General features: G+C 53.4%; 16 protein-coding genes. All 16 read right to left on the reverse strand.

Going from position 1 to position 21193, the window contains the following annotated elements; genetic code table 11:
* Position 1 precedes the first annotated feature (1 nt).
* The 16 genes from gspL to FEK66_RS14655 all read right to left on the reverse strand — a co-directional run bounded on the left by gspL (position 2) and on the right by FEK66_RS14655 (position 21190).
* Positions 2-1180 (reverse strand): type II secretion system protein GspL, encoded by a 1179-nt coding sequence (gene gspL / locus FEK66_RS14570; RefSeq protein WP_135495049.1) that lies wholly within the window; start codon positions 1178-1180, stop codon positions 2-4.
* Complete coding sequence (gspK, locus tag FEK66_RS14575; protein ID WP_135495050.1) at positions 1177-2154, reverse strand: type II secretion system minor pseudopilin GspK; 978 nt, start codon at positions 2152-2154, stop codon at positions 1177-1179. Before gspK ends, gspL begins: the two co-directional genes overlap by 4 nt.
* Complete coding sequence (gene gspJ, locus FEK66_RS14580; protein ID WP_135495051.1) at positions 2151-2756, reverse strand: type II secretion system minor pseudopilin GspJ; 606 nt, start codon at positions 2754-2756, stop codon at positions 2151-2153. The genes gspK and gspJ overlap by 4 nt, the downstream gene beginning before the upstream one ends.
* Positions 2753-3124 (reverse strand): type II secretion system minor pseudopilin GspI, encoded by a 372-nt coding sequence (gspI, locus tag FEK66_RS14585; RefSeq protein ID WP_130207981.1) that lies wholly within the window; start codon positions 3122-3124, stop codon positions 2753-2755. The genes gspJ and gspI overlap by 4 nt, the downstream gene beginning before the upstream one ends.
* Positions 3121-3684: a type II secretion system minor pseudopilin GspH gene (gene gspH, locus FEK66_RS14590; protein WP_135495052.1), complete on the reverse strand. Its 564-nt coding sequence runs from the start codon at positions 3682-3684 to the stop codon at positions 3121-3123. Before gspH ends, gspI begins: the two co-directional genes overlap by 4 nt.
* 3 nt (positions 3685-3687) lie before the next feature.
* Positions 3688-4143 (reverse strand): type II secretion system major pseudopilin GspG, encoded by a 456-nt coding sequence (gspG, locus tag FEK66_RS14595; protein WP_001087289.1) that lies wholly within the window; start codon positions 4141-4143, stop codon positions 3688-3690.
* A gap of 16 nt (positions 4144-4159) precedes the next feature.
* On the reverse strand, positions 4160-5383 hold the full coding sequence (gene gspF / locus FEK66_RS14600) for a type II secretion system inner membrane protein GspF (RefSeq protein WP_135495053.1): 1224 nt from the start codon (positions 5381-5383) through the stop codon (positions 4160-4162).
* On the reverse strand, positions 5383-6876 hold the full coding sequence (gspE, locus tag FEK66_RS14605; RefSeq protein ID WP_001600479.1) for a type II secretion system ATPase GspE: 1494 nt from the start codon (positions 6874-6876) through the stop codon (positions 5383-5385). The genes gspF and gspE overlap by 1 nt, the downstream gene beginning before the upstream one ends.
* Entirely contained in the window at positions 6876-8936 is a 2061-nt protein-coding gene (gspD, locus tag FEK66_RS14610; RefSeq protein WP_130207989.1) for a type II secretion system secretin GspD, read from the reverse strand. The genes gspE and gspD overlap by 1 nt, the downstream gene beginning before the upstream one ends.
* 29 nt (positions 8937-8965) lie before the next feature.
* A complete protein-coding gene (gene gspC / locus FEK66_RS14615; protein WP_135495054.1) occupies positions 8966-9925 on the reverse strand; it encodes a type II secretion system protein GspC in 960 nt (319 codons plus the stop codon).
* 15 nt (positions 9926-9940) lie between these two features.
* Positions 9941-10351, reverse strand: a complete 411-nt coding sequence (gspS2, locus tag FEK66_RS14620) for a type II secretion system pilot lipoprotein GspS-beta (RefSeq protein ID WP_001324279.1) — start codon at positions 10349-10351, stop codon at positions 9941-9943.
* A gap of 65 nt (positions 10352-10416) precedes the next feature.
* The gene (gene pppA / locus FEK66_RS14625; RefSeq protein WP_135495055.1) at positions 10417-11226 is read right to left on the reverse strand and encodes a prepilin peptidase PppA; all 810 of its coding nucleotides are present in this window, start codon (positions 11224-11226) and stop codon (positions 10417-10419) included.
* Positions 11227-11508: 282 nt separating this feature from the next.
* Positions 11509-16059, reverse strand: a complete 4551-nt coding sequence (sslE, locus tag FEK66_RS14640; RefSeq protein WP_135495062.1) for a lipoprotein metalloprotease SslE — start codon at positions 16057-16059, stop codon at positions 11509-11511.
* Positions 16060-16554: 495 nt separating this feature from the next.
* Positions 16555-18237, reverse strand: coding sequence for a glycolate permease GlcA (gene glcA, locus FEK66_RS14645; protein WP_135492291.1), 1683 nt, complete (start codon positions 18235-18237; stop codon positions 16555-16557).
* 355 nt (positions 18238-18592) lie between these two features.
* The gene (gene glcB / locus FEK66_RS14650) at positions 18593-20764 is read right to left on the reverse strand and encodes a malate synthase G (RefSeq protein WP_138211488.1); all 2172 of its coding nucleotides are present in this window, start codon (positions 20762-20764) and stop codon (positions 18593-18595) included.
* A 21-nt stretch (positions 20765-20785) separates the two neighbouring features.
* Entirely contained in the window at positions 20786-21190 is a 405-nt protein-coding gene (locus FEK66_RS14655) for a GlcG family protein (RefSeq protein ID WP_000853256.1), read from the reverse strand.
* Positions 21191-21193: the final 3 nt, after the last annotated feature.

The following is a 21193-nucleotide window of genomic DNA, read 5'->3' on the forward strand; positions in this document are numbered from 1 at the left end:
GTTATTTCCTCCGCAACGTTACGCCGCCGGAAACCGCATCACCCTCTTTCTGTAACGCGTCCTGTTGCACAACATAATCTGCCGCCAGTGCGCTACGCAGTTTGTCGAAACTGGCAAAGTTCGCGGCCCGCAGCTGGAGGTGAAGCGTCTGCCGTTTTTGATCAAAGGTGAAACCACGCATCTCGATGTCGGAAAGTGACTCTGATTTCAGAGTACTGGCGATCGCTGACAATTCTGCGAGCAGCCGGGTATCGTCGACCTGCGGGCGATATTTTTTAAGCGCCATCGTCACCTGAGAGCGTAAATTCACAATCCGCTTCTGCTCCGGGAACAGCGTTAAGAACTGCTTCTCCGCCTGGGCGCGGCTTTGCGCCACCTGCTCGCTGACGCTCCATAATGTCACGCCCCGCTCCACTGCCAGCGCAACCAGGATAATCAATATCGGCAGAATCATCACCCGCCAGCGCGCCCACTGTTTTCGGTAGCTGACACGAGGCTGCCACGGTCCTGTCAGCAAGTTCCCTTCTGGTTCGCCGCAGGTGGTAATGGCGGGCAGAGGCGTAACGGTCAGGCGTTCGGCGTCCGCACCAGCCCATGCAGATAGTTCTTCCGGTGCAATGCCGACCACGGTTAGCGAAAGCGGTAAATCCTGCTCATTGAGCTGTGCGCGGAACATGACCGGAGCCAGCGCCCGCCCGGCGCTCCATCCACGGCATTCATCGATGCGGCAGATAACCCGTTGCGCATCGCCAGCCATATAGCCACAAGGAATGGACATCCAGTCTGGCGCGACGGTAGCGCGGGTGATGCCGTTTGCCTGCAACCACTGGGCAATGTTGCGCATATGCTGCTGGTGAATCACTGCCACGGTTGCCAGTTGCTGGTCGATTTTCAACGGGGCAAAATGCAGTTCATCGATATCCTGGTTCAGCTCTTCTTCCAGCAAGGCGGGCAGAATAGTCGGTATCTGCTTACGGGGGACATCAGGCAGTTCAACCTGCCAGACGCTGATCCATTCGCCAGGAATGTAGAGTCGAATCGCATCAGTTTGCAGCCATTGCTGGAGACGTTCGTCAGCAACGTCAGGCCAGATGCCGTGCTCCACGTCGGGTGTATGGCGCTGCCAACGGATGGGATCAGTGGCGCAAAGCGGGAAAAAAATCTCAAGCATGGAACTCACTCACTTTCTCCTGTCTGATGCCAGAGAACAGAAAAGTGTTGTGGGCCCATGCGGACAATTAACGAATTCATCGTCAGTTCAATCTCATTCACGGTGATATCTGAACGCAGCCAGAAGTAATTGCTGTCCACGCTCAGGACGGTTTTTAGCTGTTTTTTAGTACGCTCATCGACGTCAGCAAGTAGCGGCTGTGCAAGAAACTGATCGACATCTTCCCAGCCCTTCGCCGGACGTTGTTGTAATAACGCCCGCGCCTGAACAGGACTTAACCACGGGTCAAACAGCGCCTCAAGAATCACACTTTGCGTGACGTCTAAGGTATTGATGTTGATTTGCTGGCGGGTCATCGGCAGCGCACAGACCAGCGGTTTCAGTTTTTGATAAAGCCCGGCGTCCATTCCCTGCACCACGCGCATCTCGCTGATATCCGCCAGCGGTTGATTCGCGGCGTAGAATGGCACCGAACGGGCGAGATACTCGCTGTCTTCACGCCCCAGACGCGTCTGCACGCTGCGGTCCTCGTCAATAAACTCCCACAGGCTTTCGGCTATCAGTTCGGCCCGATAAGCAGGCACATCCAGGCGCGAGATCAGGGCAATCAGTTGTTGTACCGCGAGCGGACGCGACGCCGTCGTCGGCTGAGCAAGGGCATTCAGGTTAAAGCAGGCCTGTGCGTCACGCAGAGTGACGGCGATTTGCCCCTGTGGCAGTGGGAAAAAACGAGGGCCGGAAGCCCACGGCTGTGCCAGATGCACACGTTTTTCATTTTTCAGGCTCAGACTGAGCGCGCTCAACGCCAGGCTTTCTGCACTGGCGCTGTACCACAGCGCCTGCTGATACTCCTGCTGGCTGCGCGTTCGCCCAAGTTGTTGCTGCATCCGCCCGGAAAGTGTGATGGTTACCAGCATCATAACTGCCAGCAATACCAGCACCACGACCAGTGCCATTCCGCGTTTTGGTGGTGAGATGATCATGATAATTGCGGCCCGCGTAACAACCAGATGCGTTCAATCTCGCCCCATTGCGGCGAATGCAGGGTCATGCGCACTGCCACTGGGATCGCCTGAAGTGATGACCAGGTTTCCTGCCAGCGCGTGCCGTCGTAGAACTGCAAATGGAGCGAATCCGCCGGGATTAATTTTTGCGTTGTTGGCTTCACGCTGCCTGCTGCATCGGTCAGCGGCCAGGATAACCGTTCGAGATAACCATCATGAATGCGGTAACCGACGGTGAGCAGATTACTGCGCGGCAGGCGCATCAACGGATTAACCACGCCGCCGCGCACAAAGCGCATCCCTTCACTCTCAGACGCCAGCACGCCAGCGCCAGCCAGTAACGCTGGTTCACGCTGGCCCTGCTCGCCTCTTACCGGACGCGGCATCATTTGGGTCAGATCGTGGTTTAAAAAACTCATCGTTTGCTGCATGAGGTTTAGTTTTTGATCGTGTCCGGCGACGGCGCTATTCACGCGCGTGACGCCGTTTGTCACCTGCTGCGCCATCAGTGCCAGTGAGGCAAAAATGGCGATTGCCACCAGCATTTCCAGTAACGTGAAACCAGCGCGAGTCCTTCTCACTGTTGGCCTCCCACGGCGCTAAACCAGGCGCGTCGTGACTGAATCACCGACGAAAAGTCTTCATGAAGGCTGACTTCAATATCCACCGCCTGAAGTAGCGCATTACCTGTATTCAGCGGTATGGTTCGCCAGTACCAGCGGCTTCCTGCCATATCGCTCTCGCCCTGGTGCCTGACCGCCCGCTGCTCGCGGGTCATCAGGTAGAGCAGCGCGGTCTGGTTTTCAGCTACCCAGCCCGCTACCGTTTTCTCCTCAAGCACCTGCTGATTGTTCAGCGCGCCGCTGGCAATCTGTAACACTGCCGTGGCAGCCAGCGCAAAAATCGCCAGCGCGAGCATCACTTCCAGCAAGGTAAATCCGCGCTTCATGGCATCCTCTCATCACATTGATTGAGAGATAACGCACCATCGTGCGCCAGTTTCACCGCCCAGCAATCGTTTTGCGCCTTCTGGTAAAAGCGCAGCGTAAACGGCGCGGCGGGTTCAAAAGGCGAAAAACGGATCTGCGGCGTCTTCTTTTTCGCCTCTTTTTGCAGCTCCAGTTCAATATCGTGCAGCGTCAGGCGACGACGTTGCAGCTCCAGCGCATATTCCTTCTGCCAGATATCACTTCCGGGTTGTAACAGCATCTGCACCTGTTTTGGCACCGTAACCTGTGCCGATAACCGGGTCGCAGAAACGGGCAGCCACTGCCCCTGACGACGCTGCATAAACTGGTAGCCAGGCGGGTCGATTAGCACACCGAGTGTTTGCCCTTCGATCACTGCCCTGTCCTTAAACTGCGCAAAGCGGGCCAGGAAATCCTGCGCCGCTTTTTTCGCAGGCGGTTCAGAATCGGTCGCAAACGTCTGTACCACGCCCGCACTGGCAAGGCCGATAAGGAAAATCACCAGCATGATTTCCAGAAGAGTGAATCCGCGTGCAGGCACTGATTACTGAAACTCCTGCAAATTCCAGTTACCGATATCTGCGCCAGCACCTTCCCCGTTTTCCTGACCATCCGCCCCTAAGGTGTAAACATCAAACAGCCCTTTTTCACCCGGGCTGAGGTACTGATAATCATTGCCCCACGGATCCTTTGGTAGTCGTTTAATGTATCCACCGGTACGGTAGTTGCGGGCGTCAGCCATATTGGCTGGTTGCTGGATCAGTGCCTCAAGCCCCTGCTCGGTAGTCGGATAACGCCCGTTATCCAGTCGGTACATATCCAGCGCATTCTCCAGCGCCACGATATCGCTGATGGCTTTTTGCCGATCGGCTTTCTCTTTGTTGCCCAACAGGTTAGGCACCACCAGACTTGCCAGGACGCCAAGAATAACAATCACCACCATCACTTCCAGCAGGGTAAAACCTGCCCGTGGTTTTTGTGTGCGGGATAACGAATTCATGTGATAACTCCGTAAATTACATTCCAACCATATTGTTCAGTTGCAGCATCGGTTCGAGGATGGCGATGACGATAAACAGCACCACGCCCGCCATCATCACCACCAGCGCCGGTTCAAACAGTCCTAACGCCAGCCCCACCTGGGTATCAAATTCCCGTTCCTGGTTGACCGCGGCCTGCTCAAGCATGGTTTCCAGTTCGCCGCTCTGTTCGCCGGAGGCGATCATGTACAGCATCATCGGTGGGAACAGGCGCAACTCCGCCAGCGCGGCGCGCAGACTGCTTCCTTCGCGGACGCGGTCTGCCGCCAGCAGCAGTTGTTGCTCAACATAGCGATTTGCCGACACCGCGGCGGCGGTCTGAATACCTTCCAGTAGCGGAACACTGCTGGCGGTGAGGATGCTTAACGTGCGGGAAAAACGCGCCGTATTCAGTCCGCGAGCGACACGCCCCGTCACGGGCAGGCGCAGCAGGGTTTTATCCCAGCGCAGGCGCATAGCGGGATTTTTAAGTAGCCGTTGCCCCAACACCAGAAGCCCCAGCAGACCAGCCAGCCAGTAAACACCGCTGGCCTGTAACGCGTCACTCATGGCGATAAGCGCGCGGGTGGAGGCGGGCAGCGCGTGTCCGAGATGATCAAACTGTTCGATAATTTTCGGCACCACCGCCGTCAGCAAAATAGTGACCACGCCCGTTGCCACCACCAGCAGTACCAACGGATAGAGCATAGCCTGCAGCAGGCGTGATTTCAGGCGCTGCCGCTGTTCGGTGTAATCCGCAAGGCGATTGAGCACCACGTCGAGATGCCCGGATTTTTCTCCGGCGGCTACCATCGAACAAAACAGGGAATCAAAAACGCGAGGATGTTCGCGCAGGCTGTCCGACAGGGTGTAACCTTCCTGAATTCGGCTGCGCAGCGCCATTCCGAGGCTTTTTACATGCAGTTTTTCACTTTGCTCACTGACCGCCTGTAAGCAGGTTTCCAGCGGCATTGCTGCCTGCACCAGCGTTGCCAGTTGGCGCGTGAACAGCGCCAGATCTGCCGCCGCCACGCGACGATGTGCGTGCCGCCGACGCTGCAACAATCCCCCTGCCGATGCATTCATCCTGGCTTCAATGTGCACGGGGATAAGCTCTTTACCGCGCAACAACTGGCGGGCATGACGCGCGGAATCCGCCTCAATCATGCCTTTGGTTTTGCGACCATTACGCTCCAGCGCCTGATAGTAAAACAGTGCCATTACGCCTCCATCGTGACCCGCAGCACTTCATCGAGTGAGGTTTCTCCGGCGAGCACTTTCTCAATGCCGTTGCTGCGGATGCCCGCAGAGTGTTGCCGGACATAACGTTCCAGCTCCAGTTCCCCGGCCTGACGGTGGATCAAATCACGCAATGTGGCGTCCACCACGATCAGCTCATGGATGGCAGTACGTCCGCGAAAACCTTTGTGATTACAGGCGGGGCAGCCCTGCGGATGGTACAGCGTGACGGTACGGGCGTCGGTAATTCCCAGCAGGCGTTTTTCTTCGTCAGTGGCAGGCAGGGCCTGGCGGCAGTCGGTGCACAGCGTGCGGACCAGCCGCTGCGCCATCACGCCCGTCAGGCTGGAAGAGAGCAGGAAAGGCTCTACCCCCATATCCTGCAAACGCGTGATCGCCCCCACCGCCGTGTTGGTATGCAGCGTGGAAAGTACCAGGTGCCCTGTAAGCGATGCCTGGACGGCGATTTCTGCGGTTTCGGTATCGCGGATTTCACCGACCATCACCACATCCGGGTCCTGACGCAAAATCGCGCGCAGGCCACGGGCGAAGGTCATGCCGACGCGGGTGTTAACCTGCGTCTGACCGATCCCTTCAATCATGTATTCGATGGGGTCTTCAACTGTCAGAATGTTGCGCGAATGGTTGTTCAGCTCCTGCAATCCGGCGTACAGCGTGGTGCTTTTGCCGGAACCCGTCGGCCCCGTCACCAGAAAGATGCCGTGCGGTTTGTGTAACAGCTGGCGCAACTGCACTGTCAGTTGCTGACTTAAACCCAGACGCTCCAGCGTCAGGCGGGCCTGGTTTTTGTCCAGCAGTCGCAGCACCACGCGCTCGCCCCAGGCGGAAGGCATGGTGGAGACACGCACGTCAATCGCCCGACCGCCCAGCAGCAGTGCAATACGTCCATCCTGCGGTACGCGCTTTTCGGCGATATCCAGCCGCGCCATTACCTTAATACGCGATACCAGCAGCGAGGCCAGTTTGCGCCCCGGGCGCAGCATTTCATGTAATGTGCCGTCAACACGAAAACGGATCACCAGACTCTTTTCAAACGTCTCGATGTGGATATCCGAAGCGCCTTCTTTAATCGCCTCTGCCAGCATGGCGTTGATCAGTTTGATGATCGGCGCATCGTCGTCACTTTCCAGCAGATCTTCCGTTTCTGGCAGTTCTTCAGCGAGGGTAAAGAAGTCTTCGGCGGAACCGAGATCTTCCATCAGCTGGCGGGCCTCGGAAGAGTCCCGCTGCCAGACCGCATTCAGCCGCTGTTCAAATTCGGCCTCGTCGATTTGCCGCAGCGTAAAGGGCGCGTTCAGCCCCCGCTGCAGCTCCTGCAAAACAGAGAGCGACAACGGATGAACATGGAGGATCTCCAGCGACGCTTCGCACCATGCCACCAGGCTAAACCGACGGCTGAAACTGTAGGGCAGACGCACGGTGTTAGCGGTGGTTTCCTGTGCTACAGGCACCATTAACGCGCTCTCCCGGCGTTGAGGAACGCGCGAACTTCCGGCGGTAGAGACTGGTTTTGCGCTGGCAGCACCGGCTGCGCGGTGTGCGGCATCAGGCTCAAGCCTTGTTCATCGCGATAGATCTGCTCGGCGCGCATATAGTTATATTTGCGCTGCGACACGCCGTCTGCCGCCATACCGTCACGCAGAATGGTCGGACGGATAAACACCATCAGGTTACGTTTTTCTTTTTTATCCGCCGTCGATTTAAACAGGTTACCAATCAATGGGATATCGCCCAGCAGCGGCACCTTCGCCACGCTTTCTCCCGCCTGGTCGTCCATCAGGCCGCCAAGCACGATCAGCTCGCCATCGTTAGCCAGCACGGTAGTTTTCAGTTTGCGCTCACCAAACACGACGTCGAGGCTGGTCTGTCCTTCCACCTTAGAGACTTCCTGCTCAATCACCATCTGTACCGCGTTACCTTCGTTAATCTGCGGCGTGACTTTCAGCATGATGCCGACTTTTTTCCTCTCTACCGTGTTGAAAGGATTGCTGTTATTGGAGCCAACGGTAGAGCCGGTTAATACCGGAACGTCCTGGCCCACCATGAAGAAGGCTTCCTGGTTGTCCAGCGTGGTGATGCTCGGCGTGGAGAGGACGTTCGAGCTGGAGTCGTTTTTGACCGCCTGTACCAGCGCCATCCAGTCGCCTTTCACCACGCCAACCGCCGTACCGCTAAAGCCAGAAAGAAGCTGGGCGAGCGTGGAGAGATCGCCGTTGGTATCCGGGTTAATGGTGGTGGCACCGTTTTCGCTGATCACCGTGGAGCCTTTCTGCGGTTTCGCCTGAGAAATCGCCGCCCCCAGCGTACCGATAGGGATCTGCGTACCGTTAGCAAACTGCATTAATCCGGCATCTTTCGACGCCCACTGCACGCCGAAGTTGATATTGCTGCCTTCGGCAACTTCCACGATCAACGCCTCGACATGCACCTGAGCACGGCGAATATCCAGTTGTTCAATCACGCTTTGCAGCGACTGCATGATGTCCTGCGGCGCAGTAACAATCAGGGCATTACTGTGTTTGCTGGCGGCGATGGAGACAACCTCACGCCCGCTACCGACCGTGCCTTCCGCCTCTTCTTTAGCCGCCGTGAGCGTGCCGCTGACCTGCTTCAGCACATCGACCAGATCTTCCGCTTTGCTGTATTTGAGATAGAACACCTGGCTGTTGCCGCTACGCTCCATTTCTGAATCCAGCCGACGGATCAGGCGGCGCATTTTGTCTCGCGTGGCGGGGTCACCGCTGACAATCACACTGTTGGTGCGTTCGTCGGCGACAATTTGAGATTTCAGCGTCGCAGGCTGGTTCTCGCCGCTATTTTTGGTCAGGCTTTCCAGCACGCGGGCGATTTCCGAAGCCGAGGCGTTATCCAGCGGAATCACCTCTTCAGTGCGATTACCCGCATGATCCACACGCTGGATCACTTCCGTCAGGCGCTCCACGACGGAGGCACGTCCGGTGAGCATAATTACGTTGGAGGGATCGTAATTAACAACGTTGCCTGAGCCTGCGCTGTCGATCATCTGGCGCAAAATCGGCGCCAGCTCGCGTACCGACACATTACGTACCGGCACCACTTTGGTGACCATTTCATCGCCCGCATAATTGTCGCTGCCTTCACCGACCAGCGGCAGCGGCTCGACTTTCGCGGCACTGGATTTCACCACCTTCAGCACGTCGTTTTCCATCGGTACGACGGCATACCCCTGTGCTTCCAGCAGGTTAAGGAATAGCTGGTAATACTGACGTTCATTGAGCGGGGTCATGGTGCGAATACTCACTTTCCCCTGTACGCCCGGCCCCATAATGATGGTCTTATTAAGGTTAGCGCCGACGGTTTCGATGAACGATTTCAGGTCGGTATCTTTAAAATTAGCGGTGAAAGTGGCTTCTTCCGCCCAGACCGGTGAACTACATAATGCCGCTGCCAGCACCAGCGGCAGTAAACGCTTTTTTGTTTTGAGGCCAGTTGTCTTCTTACGCCAGACCGACAACGTAATATCACGCCAAAACACGATGAATGATTCTCCTGGATTAAATGCGGTTAGCGCAGCGCGATGGAAATGTCGTAGCGCGCACCCTTGCGTAAAACCGTAAGTTGAATGGAATCCATTGAAGGTAACTGCCGCATCAGAGCAATCATTGCTCGTGGATCAGTGAAATCCTGCTGATTTAGCGCAATGGCGATATCGCCTTCCTTGAAACCGCTGGCATCGAACAGAGAACGATCTGCCCCCGGTTTCACTGCATAACCGACAATCCCCTCCTTACGCACAGGCGTAAGCTGGATATAGTTAAAAATTTTCTGCGGATCTTTCGCCAGCGCCTGACGCACGGCAGCCGGGATCTCAACGGGCGCACTGACAGCAGGCTCAGCAACAGCTTGCTTTGCTTCGTCACTGGCGGCTTTTTTGTTGGTCACGGCTACGGTGGAACGCTCCTCTTCAGCCAGGCTCAGGCGCTCTATTTTTCCCTGATAGCGCAGCATCACATGGTCGCGGTTGATTTCCTCAATCACCGCGTTGTGAGAGCCAAGCCGTTCGCCCTGCAAATAAACCTGTTGTTTGCCGCCTTCTTCAATAACCGCGCCGGGTCTGGCACCAAAGGCGATCCCACGCAGCACCACATTAAGACGCGTTTCTGCCACAGGCGCAGGTTCGGGTTGTTTTACCGGTGCGGCGACGGGCTGATATTTGCCAAACCAGTTTTGTTGGCTGATTAATTGCACGTCATTTTTATCGAACGGTTTTGCATCCACACGGGTCGGTTTATTCGCCGATGGGGAAACCGCCGTATATTCCGCAGAAAAGGAGAAATAGCGCCAGAGTGAATACGCCATTTTTGCAGAAATAATAAGCAGCATCAGCCAGAACATCCCGCGTGCAATTTTGCGCAGGTGCTCTTTGTCTGTATTAAGAGATTGTCTCTGGCTAAGTGTGTGACGAATTTTTGTCAGCCATTGAATGAGATAAATTCGTGCGTCACGAAAAACAACCCGCGCCAATTTATATACCCGACGTTATGCTTTGACTATTCCACAGGTGGTACGATCCAGTTTCCGCTGATACTGGTTACCTGTGCGTGTATCATTAATCGTTATGCTGTAATTAATTCCCTCGGTGATCATTAATTTCACCGTTGGGTCAGCGCACATTTGTCGTTGGTAGCTGGTTAAAAAGGCGTCAGGCGTCTGCGTGGTCTGAGTACCCGCTTCGCTGATAATGGTCATTTTTACCGTCGTGCCGCTACTTTGCGCCAGCACTAAGGTATATCCCGCAGATTTAATCGGCAGGTTTTGGCTGATATTTTGCGCCTGTTTTTTCGCCAGTAAACTGGCATTTTCATTATGGCTGGCGCAGCCACTTAATAATCCTGTAACGCTCAACAATAGCGATATTAATACCCTCCCTGGCATTTGTTTTATCGACATGGTAAATAATCTCTAAGGTTATTAATAAGAGTTAAAATGTCACTTCGATAATGACATGGTTATCATTAAAACAATGCCTGTAGATAAAGTGTTGCTATACCGCCCAGACTTAAACACGGTCCAAAAGGCAGTGTGGTTGATCCTCTTTTTGTAATAACGGCATATATCAGGCCGCAGCATGAGGCGATTAAAGCAACATTGGGCAGCGACAGTGCTCCCACCCAGCCACCTAACGCAGCGAAGAGTAATACATCGCCCATGCCTAATGCTTCTTTACGCAGAACTATTCCGGCTATCCAGCGCAGGGAGTAAAAACTGACAAATCCCACCAGTACGCCGGTAACTGCGTCTTGTAGCGTTAACGGACTCTGTTGCGCCCATGCCGCAATCAGCCCGGTCCACAATACGCCCTGAGTAAAAACATCGGGCAGCCATTGGTGATCGAGGTCGATGATGCTCGCGGCAATCAGCCAGGCGGATAATATCATCACCGCCAGCCCCCATCCACTTTCCGGCCACACCTGACTCGCAAGCAAAAAAGCGAGTGCCGTCAATAACTCGACCAGCGGATAACGCTTGCTGATTTTCGCCTGACAGTCGCGGCAGCGCCCTTTGAGCATCAGCCAGGAGAGCAGCGGAATGTTGTCACGTATCCGGATGGTCTGCTGACAATGCGGACAGTGCGAACGCGGCAGCGCAAGGCTTATTTTTGACTGCGCACTCGGCATTTCACCGTGAAACTCCGCCATTTGTTGGCGCAGCATGATAGGGTAACGCCAAATCACCACATTCAAAAAACTGCCGATGATCAATCCTCCGACGGTTACCAGTATGGGCATCGCCGCAGGGTATTGCTGAAAAACATCAAAAAGCATGGTTAAAGGTTATTTGTTGTAACTTGCCGGATGCGGCGTGAACGCCTTATCCGCCTACAGGTGTCTGCCAACGTAAATAATCGCGGCTTTCCCTCCAGGCCCGGTGCGCCTTATTTCATGCCGGATGCGGCGTGAACGCCTTATCCGGCCTACGGGTGTCTGCCAACGCAAATAATCGCGGCTTTCCCCGTCTGTAGGCCCGATAAGCTGGCGCATCGGGCATATGTGTTAACCCGATGCACCTTATTTCATGCCGGATGCGGCGCGAGCGCCTTATCCGGTTTATTCAGCAGGCATCGAATACTCGGTAACCTTGTTAATGGTTTCCGGTCCTCCTTGCTGCGGTTTCGGCAGACCAAGCGCAGCGAGCTTGTTGTAAGCCGACTGGCTCACACCGCCCTCGAAGCTCATATCGCTTGCCCCCGGCAGCTGATAAGCATTCGCGCCCGGATTCCATTTCTTAAAGAACTCCGAAAGATCCGTCTGAGCGACCCAGGAGGCACACAGCATCAGCGTGTCGGCAGCGTTACCATTGGATTCAGCACAGTAATTCTTGCCACCAAAGGTCTTGTCACCAACATCATCGCCGCGTGCTTTACGATGCATCAACTGGAACAGGTTCCAGCCTTTCATCCCTTCACGCTCGCTGTAGAACTCTGGCAGCTTGCTATCTGGATACCATTTCTTGATATCAAAGTTTTTCTCTGCCCATTCCTTCAGCTGCGCGTACATCAGCAGACGGTCACCCGCACCGCCGCGCGCCCATGCCTGACCGTTGCTCTCGTCCAGATATTCCGGCGCGACGGTAATATCTTCAGCGACACGGTTCATCTTGCCGAGATAGCGATCCTGCATGTACAGCGCCAGCACGTTGTTCGCCACTTCAGTTGCGCCCGGTACAGTCAGTGGTGTTTCTGCGGCGTTATGCCCTACTTCATGCCAGATCAGCCAGTCGTTCAGCGGCGTCGTCGGCAGCGTGGTGCTGTTCGTCGAGAAGCTGCTGTTCATTACCGGATAACCAGAGTGCGCATCACCAATGGAGATCTGCACATCGTTGGCGAAACGATGTTTGTGCCCCGTCAATGCTTCATAGGTAAACATCCGGTGGTTACCGCTTTCGCCATCACGACCGTAGAAGTCATTCATCGAGCTGGCAAAGGTATCCAGTTCCTTAGCGAATTGTTCTACGCCATCCGTGAAATTGCTGGCCTCAAGGTTCTTCTTCGGCGTGGTATACACGAACGACGCAGACTCCAGCTCGCCCAGCGGCGCAGGGGATTTCAGATCGTTTTTCCATTTACCGTCTTTATAGAACGGTGCTTTTACCACGCCAGTAAAGGTGAAGTTGGCTGACTCATTCGTTGGGCTGTTACCCTTGATATAAATCAGACCACCGTAAGGAACCGTAAACTTCACCTCACCATTGGCTTTCAGCTCATAGGTTTTCGTCACTTTTGGCGGACGGTTCAGAGCAACTTCATGCTTCTCACGTCCGGTCAGGTCGTCAGCCAGCGCCACGGTGACAGTCACAGGAACGTTCGCCTTAGACTCAATAGTGACCTCTTTCTGAGCCGGAGCCCACAGGCCAGTAGACTGCATGTTACCTGCAAACCATTTGGTCGGATTCGAGTACAGGCTGATGGTTTCAGTAACCTTCTCACCTTCTGCCGATACCGCTCCCGGATACTTCTCGACATCAACTTTGATGTTCAGATCCCACCAGGAACGCCCCAGCATCAGGCGCGTCAGCGGTTTTTCCATATAGTTGAGCGGATAGCTCGGGTTCATCATGCCCGCTTTGCCGCTACTTTCACCGTAGATCATCTTGTTATCGACAAGCGATTGTTTCAGCTCTGCGGAGCACTGCGTGCCGCCAGTATAGGCATTGTTGGCGTAGCAGTTCAGGAACTCGGTGAACGTTTTAAAGCCCAGCTCGTCATCCTTGCCGCTGTCATAGCTGTATTCAATTTCATTCCACAGCCAGACCGACATGTTCTGGTACAGACGTTCCAGATCGACGCTGCTCAGACGCTCACCTTTGCGACCATTGGTACGGAAGTAAAGCTCGTGCTGATACAGGCGCTGAATGTTGGTGCCTAAATCCGCAGCCTGCACCATCGCTTTCGCGGTGTCGGCGCTGAGATTCAGTTGCGTATAGCGCGGAACATACATGCCACCAGTAACCGGAACGTTCGTGCCAGGACGGTATTCCAGGCAGTTGATTTCGTAGTGATATGTCGAGTCCTTACACTCCTTCAGCCCCGGGAACGCTGCAAAGATCTTATCTTTTGCGGCTTTCAGAGACTCATCAGTTGGATGTTTAGCAACATCAATAAACGCGTATTGAGTTACTTGTTCACCATCAACCTCTTCTTGCCAGCTGGCAACTTCCAGTTTCGGTTTCTTATCTGGTTTGTTATCAATCTGATATTTCCAGATAACTTCTTTCGTTTTTTCATCAATGGTGTACGGCAGTTCACCTTCTACCAGCGGATAACGTTCATAGACCCACATCCCTTTTTCATTCAACTGACGAACGCGATCCGGATACCCCTGCGGATCGTTATTCACCACCGACTTGTTCAGTGCCATTGACAGGCCTGCGGCATCCAGCAGACGCACAAAGCCAGACGCGCTCTCTTCCTTAAGATTGCTCATCACGTTTTCCATGATCAGCACCGAACCGCCTTTGTTCAGATAGGCGATCAGATCGGTCACATCCTGCTGGCTCAGCTTCGGTTTGCTGGTATCTGCACGCAGAGGCACTGCATAGGGATCGCCCCCCACCTGAGTCACATACTCAAAGCCGTTAAGGATCAGCAGCGGCATTTTCTGCGGATCGAGATCGCCATAGCTACTTAAATGCTCAACGGAGATACCCGCGAAATCCGGATGGAAGCCGAACTCAGCACTGTTTCCTGTAACCTGACCATGACGTTTGAAATAGACGGTATCCAGGTTGGTGCCTACGGTCATGCTGGTTTTCGCGTCTGGCGTCCAGCTATTGTTAGACAAATAGCGCAACACGTTCTGCATAAAGTGCTTCATGTCATTTGAATCACTGTTACGCATACACTGACCGCTTTTATCAACACCGCCTTCCCAGCTGTAACCGTTCGGACAGCGCAGAATGCTGTTGTAGTGCGGGTTACCGATAACCATCAGCTTACCTTTGCCGACTTGCCCCAGCGAGATAAACGGCAGGTTGAAGGTCGCGGTATCGCGCGTAACGTTTTCAGGCACCACAAGAGAAGGCGCTTCAGTAATGTACGCCAGCTCATTTTTATCCCAGGCGCGTTTTTCGCCGAAGGCCAGCCAGTAGTTTTTATCATTACGCGCCATCAGAATCGGGAATGCCGCGTTGGAGATATTTACCACCGCCTGACCGCGCGCATTACCGGTGCTGCCATAGAAGTTGGTAGAGTCATGGAAGACGTGGAATTTCGTCACCGATTTGTAATCTTCATCCACACCCCACAGCTTGTTGATAACGCCCTGAATCTGACCTTCGTTAACATTGCGCGTCGTCAGCGAGAACCAGCGAGCCTCGTTACAGCCGTCGGTTTTCGCACAAATCGCGGTATCGATCTCTTTGGCCTGACCCGTCTTAAACTGCTCGATAAATTCGTTTGGCAGCACAACGTTTTGATCGCCTTCATCCAGCGTCGCGCCATTGGACAACGAGAGATTGATAATCTCGTTGATCACGTTGGGATATTCGGCAAAGACCTTGCGTACATCGTCCGGAACAACACGGGTATTATTTTGCCCGGTCGTCGAATAACGATGAATAAGCTGATCAATATTCGCTCCACGAACTTCGTCGCCCAGCTCAGTCAACGCAATGGTCGACTTATTGCCGCGTACTGAGCCCAGTTCAAAGGTGTCGATACCAAAGGAGATGGTTTCGCCCCAGCTGAAGTTGAATTTGCCGTTTTCGCCAGTCACGCCACGGCCTGAGCTGGTGTAGTAATTTACGCCAACCACACCATTGCCCATGCTATCTACCAGTCGGCCTTCGGAGAGAATGATTTCCGTAGGTTGATACTGATAAAACTGTTCCGCGTTAGCCGACACGAAGGAAGCGTTCAGATCCGGTTTTGTTCCCGGTGTGGTGACTGGCACAACCGGTGAAGTATGAGTGGATGGCGCTTTATCAGTCGCGGCATTGTTTTCCACCTCTTCATTGACCAGCTTTTTGAACTCTTCCGGTGCCAGATCGATTTGCTTATACAGCGAGTCGAAGCGTTTACTCTCGATCACCGAGGAGAACGTCAGGCAAACCTGTTCTGTATCCGCCGGACAACTGTTCATGGAGGTTACCAGCGAGAGCGCATTGCTTTTCTTGTCATCAGACCCCGCCAGTTCTTGCGCATCCTCAAGGCTAAACGACACTTTTTCAACCGCACGCAAGCTACGCGCAGATTCTGACTGAGTGTTGAAGGTGGCAATTGTCGTGTTACCCGCCACGCAAGTAACGTTCTCGCCAGGTGTAAAAGTAAAGCCGTCGCTGGATTCACCATTACATTTAGCACCGATTACCCGCTGGCTTCCGCCCAGGGTCAGATAACCTGTTTTCGTAGGAACAGGTTCTGGCTCCGGTTCTGGCGTTGGCTCTGGCTCAGGTGTCGGGTCCGGAGTAGGTTCAGGCTCCGGCGTCGGCTCCGGGGTTGGCGTTGGATCGGGTTTCACTTCCGGCAAAGACCCGGTTCCAGAATCTACAGGCGGGTTATCGGAGGAAGAACCTGAACCGCCGCCATCACAACCGGTTAATAAGGTTGCGCTTAAAATAGCCGCTAAAAGCGATTTTTTATATTTAAATTTCTTATTCATTAATAACGCAAGTGACAAAATATAGTTAAAAAATTCGTAACTGGGGAAATAGTTTTATGTTTTACCTTCTCTAGTAACTTCCTCCATTCTTAAGAAAACTGCATTATTGATAACGAAACAGGTGAAATTTATAAGAATATCCCCTATTCGATGTCAGACGGGGTATTTATAAAATGATTCAACAAACAAAAAAGTAACAATTATTCACAATGTAACTATCCCAAGTTGTTGATAGTTTTAACGATTGCGATTGCAAAAGCAACAGATAGCACGGTGTTTGCTCATCAAGCGAACACAATTAATACAGACTTGTTTTGCGTGACAAAAAAATAGATATTCTCACTCCCTTAATTATTTAGCGAGTTATCTGAACACGAAATATTATTTATGCATGGATAATAAACAACGAAATGATTTTACAATTATTTAGTCAGGATAATGAAACGTGAGTAGAAAGAAGCCGGATGATATTGACGATCATCCGGCATTATTGACTTACGAAACTAACATTCCGATAAACACATATGCCTGCAGCAGGGTGATAATGCCGATAACGCTGGCAAAAATCAGACTGTGCTTCACGGTGTAGCGGAACAGTTCAGATTCTCGGCCCACCATGCCCGTCGCGGCGCAGGCCACGGCGATAGATTGCGGGGAGATCATCTTGCCAGTTACGCCGCCGCTGGTATTTGCTGCCACCAGCAGAGTGTCAGAGACGTTGATTTGCTGCGCCGTGGTTGATTGTAGTGAACCAAACAGAGCGTTCGAGGAGGTGTCCGAGCCGGTAAGGAATACCCCCAGCCAGCCGAGGAATGGCGAAAAGAACGGAAACATCACACCAGTACCCGCCAGTACCAGCGCCAGCGTGGTAGACATACCGGAATAGTTGGTCACGAAGGCAAATGCCAGCACCATGCCAATCGACAGTATCGGCCACTTCAGGCTAATTAGCGTTTCTGCAAAGACGCCAATACCTTTCTTGATCCCCACGCCGAGGATGAAGATAGAGATAATCGCTGCAATGAAAATAGCGGTGCCGCCAGCAGAGAGCGGGTCGAATTTAAACACCGCGTCCATTGGCGTCGGCTGGGCGACAATGGGGGCCGCTTTCAAGACTTGTTGATGCAAATGAGGGATCTGGAAATTAATCACCAGCGAATAAAACGCACCGCCCGGAGCAAATAACGCTTTAAACGGCTTCATGGTCCAGATGGTGACCAGCACCGTTAAGATTAAAAACGGTGACCACGCGCGAATGATTTGCCCCAGACTATATTCTGAAGGCACGGGACCGCCAGAAGACGGTTTATTCACCACCATCGCACCTGCGGATTGCCCCATGCTGATTGCCGTTTCGGTATTTTTCGGTCGCCAGACTTTAAGGAATAAAGACAGTGAGACGATACTCACCAGCGCCGAAGTAATATCCGGCAGTTCCGGGCCAATATAGTTAGAGGTAAAGAACTGAGTGACAGCGAAGCTTCCCCCTGCAACCAGCGCCGCGGGCCACGTCTCTTTCACCCCTTTCCAGCCGTCCATCATTGCTACCAGCCAGAACGGCACCAGTACCGACAGGAACGGCAACTGACGTCCCGCCATTGCACCAATGTGGAACGGATCGATTCCGGTCACCTGACCGGCGACCAGTATCGGCACGCCCAACGCACCAAACGCCACCGGCGCAGTGTTAGCAATCAGACACAGCCCCGCCGCGTATAACGGTTTGAAGCCCAGGCCCACCAGCAATGCCCCTGTAATTGCCACCGGTGCGCCAAAGCCTGCCGCCCCTTCCAGCAACGCGCCAAAGGAGAAACCAATCAGTAACACCTGCAAACGCTGATCGTCGGTGATGGAGATAACCGAACTGCGGATAATATCGAACTGACCGCTGGCAACGGTTAATTTATACAGGAATACCGCCGCGACAATAATCCAGGCAATAGGCCATAATCCATAAATAAAGCCATAGCCCGCAGCAGCAAATGCCATATCAATCGGCATTTTAAAGGCGAATATCGCAATCAGGATAGATAATATAAGGGTTATTGCTCCAGCGACATGCCCTTTCAGACGTAATACCGCAAGTGCAACGAAGAAGAATATTATTGGGATCAGGGCAACCAGAGCGGATAGCCCCAGTCCTCCCATCGGCATATACATTTGGGTCCAGGTAACCATATTGTTCAGTCTCTTATTATCTTTATATGCTTGATATGATTAAGGTTGTAATAAGCAAAAGAGGACTGAACTGTAAAATATAGGCGTTATACTTTACAGCAACAGTACGCTGCTAACGCAATTGCTACCTCTGGCATAACAAGTATATCGGGTAAGGGTTTCTGTTCCGCACACGCAGGTGCAGAGTATCGTTAAGATGTCCATATTGTTGTTTTAGGCCCGCTAGTAATGCGCTGCGGGTATTTAATTTTGTTAAACCCTGATAATCGCTCCGGTTATTTCCGGGATAAATGTACTACCGCAGTTACTATAATAGCCCCGACAATAAAACTTGCCGGGGCTTTTTTTGACGCTATTAATGACTTTCTTTTTCGCGTAAACGCCAGGCGTGTAATAACGGTTCGGTATAACCGTTTGGCTGTTTCATGCCGAGGAAGATCAAATCGCTGGCAGCTTTAAAGGCACACGAGTTAGCGAAATTCCCCGCCATCGGACGATAAGCCGGATCGCCAGCGTTTTGCTGATCAACCACTTTCGCCATATTCTCCAGTGACGCCTGCACCTGCTCTTTGGTCAGAATGCCGTGGCGTAACCAGTTGGCAATATGCTGGCTGGAGATGCGCAGCGTTGCACGGTCTTCCATCAGCGCCACGTTGTGAATATCCGGCACTTTTGAACAACCAATCCCCTGCTCTACCCAACGCACCACGTAGCCCAGAATTCCCTGCACGTTGTTATCCAGCTCTTGTTGGATCTCTTGCGCCGACCAGTTAGCATTTTCAGCAACCGGAATGGTCAGCAGATCGTCCAGCAGCGGTTCAAATTCAGCATTGAACTCGGTCTGGGCAATGTTGGCTTGCACGCTCTGCACGTTGGTTTGGTGGTAGTGCAGCGCATGGAGCGTAGCGGCAGTTGGCGACGGAACCCAGGCCGTGTTTGCCCCGGCACGTAACTGGTCGCCCTTCTGGCTGTACATGTCTGCCATCAGGTCCGGCATTGCCCACATGCCTTTGCCGATTTGCGCTTTACCGCGCAGCCCGCAGAACAGACCGGAAAGCACGTTATTGCGCTCGTAGGCTTTGATCCACGGCGTCGATTTCATCTGGTTTTTACGCAGCATCGGGCCAGCTTCCATCACCGAATGCATCTCATCGCCAGTACGGTCGAGGAAACCGGTATTGATGAACGCCACGCGGTTGCGCGCCTGAGCGATACAGCTACGCAAGTTCAGCGAGGTCCGGCGTTCTTCATCCATAATGCCCATTTTCAGGGTATTCGGTGCCATACCGAGCATTGCCTCAACGCGGGTAAACAGTTTGTTAGCGAACGCCACTTCCTGCGGACCGTGCATTTTCGGCTTCACAATATAGACGCTGCCAGTGCGCGAGTTTTTCTGCACTTTTAAATCATAGAGGGCAATCGCGCCAGTCATGACGCCATCAAGAATGCCTTCCGGGATTTCATTGCCTTCGCTGTCCCAAATTACGGGAATGGTCATCAAATGACCTACGTTGCGGATAAACAGCAACGAGCGTCCGTGCAGAGAAATTTCAGAGCCATCGGCGGCGGTGTACTGACGATCGTCATTCAGTTTACGCACGATTTGCCGACCGTTTTTCTCCATTTTCTCTTGCAGAGTCCCCTGCATCAGGCCCAGCAGGTTACGGTACAGCAGGATTTTATCTTCCGCATCAACCGCAGCGACCGAATCTTCACAGTCGAGAATGGTACTGATGGCGGCTTCAACGATAACGTCGTTGATGTGCGCCGGATCGTCTTTGCCAATTCGCCCGTTGGCATCGATTTGCAGCTCAATATGCAGGCCGTTATTTTTCAGCAAAATGCAGGTCGGCGCAGCGGTATTACCACGGTAACCGACAAACTGTGCCGGAGTACGTAACGTGGTTTCTTTACCATTTTTCAACTGGATACGTAATTGTTTGTCGACCACCTTAAACGCCACCACATCCTGATAGCTGCCGTTTTCCAGCGGTAGAGATTCATCAAGGAAACGCCGAACCCAGGCGATAACCTGCTCACCGCGCTGCGGATCGTAGCCGCTGACCATCGCCCCTTCCTGTGGGATGATGTCGCTGCCGTATAACGCATCGTACAGTGAGCCCCAGCGAGCGTTTGCCGCGTTCAGCGCGTAGCGGGCGTTCATCGCCGGAACCACCAGCTGTGGCCCCGCCTGACTGGTGATTTCGCTATCGATGCCCGTGGTTTCCACCGTAACGTGGTCAGGCTGCGGCACGAGATAGCCCAATTCCCGCAGGAAAGATTTATAAGCCGCTTTGTCTTTTACCGGCCCCGGATTGCTGCGATGCCATTCGTCCAGCGCCGCCTGAATGCGATCGCGCTCTGCCAGTAATTGACGATTTTCTGGCGCCAGATCGTGAACGATCTCATCAAAATTGCGCCAGAACACCGCAGCGTCCAGCCCTGTTCCCGGTAAAACTTCTTCATCCACAAAACGTTTAAAATTGGCGTCAATGCGTAAACGGCCCTGGGTTATGGTTTGACTCATTGTTTATCTCCTCGTTTTCGCTTATTTCGCCAACACCGCTGCTGCCGCTTTCGCGACCTGCGCATCCTGTGCTCCGGTTAAACCAGAAACGCCCACGGCACCAATAATTTGTCCATCAACAACAACCGGTACGCCACCTTCCAGCGACGTCAGTAACGGCGCAGTCACGAACGCGGTACGTCCGTTGTTCACCATCTCTTCATAGCCCTTAGTTTCGCGACGCCCCAGCGCGGCAGTACGCGCTTTCTCCTGGGAGATGTAAGCCGCAATCGGCGCGCAATCGTCCATGCGACTTAACGCCAGCAGATGACCGCCGTCATCGGCAACAGCAATGGAAACAGACCAGTTATTTTTCTGCGCCTCTTCCTGACCTGCGGCAATAATTGCACTCGCCATTTGCTGGCTAAGAATGACTTTAGTTTTCATTTT

Source organism: Escherichia sp. E1130 (assembly GCF_005781065.1).
Taxonomy (GTDB): domain Bacteria; phylum Pseudomonadota; class Gammaproteobacteria; order Enterobacterales; family Enterobacteriaceae; genus Escherichia.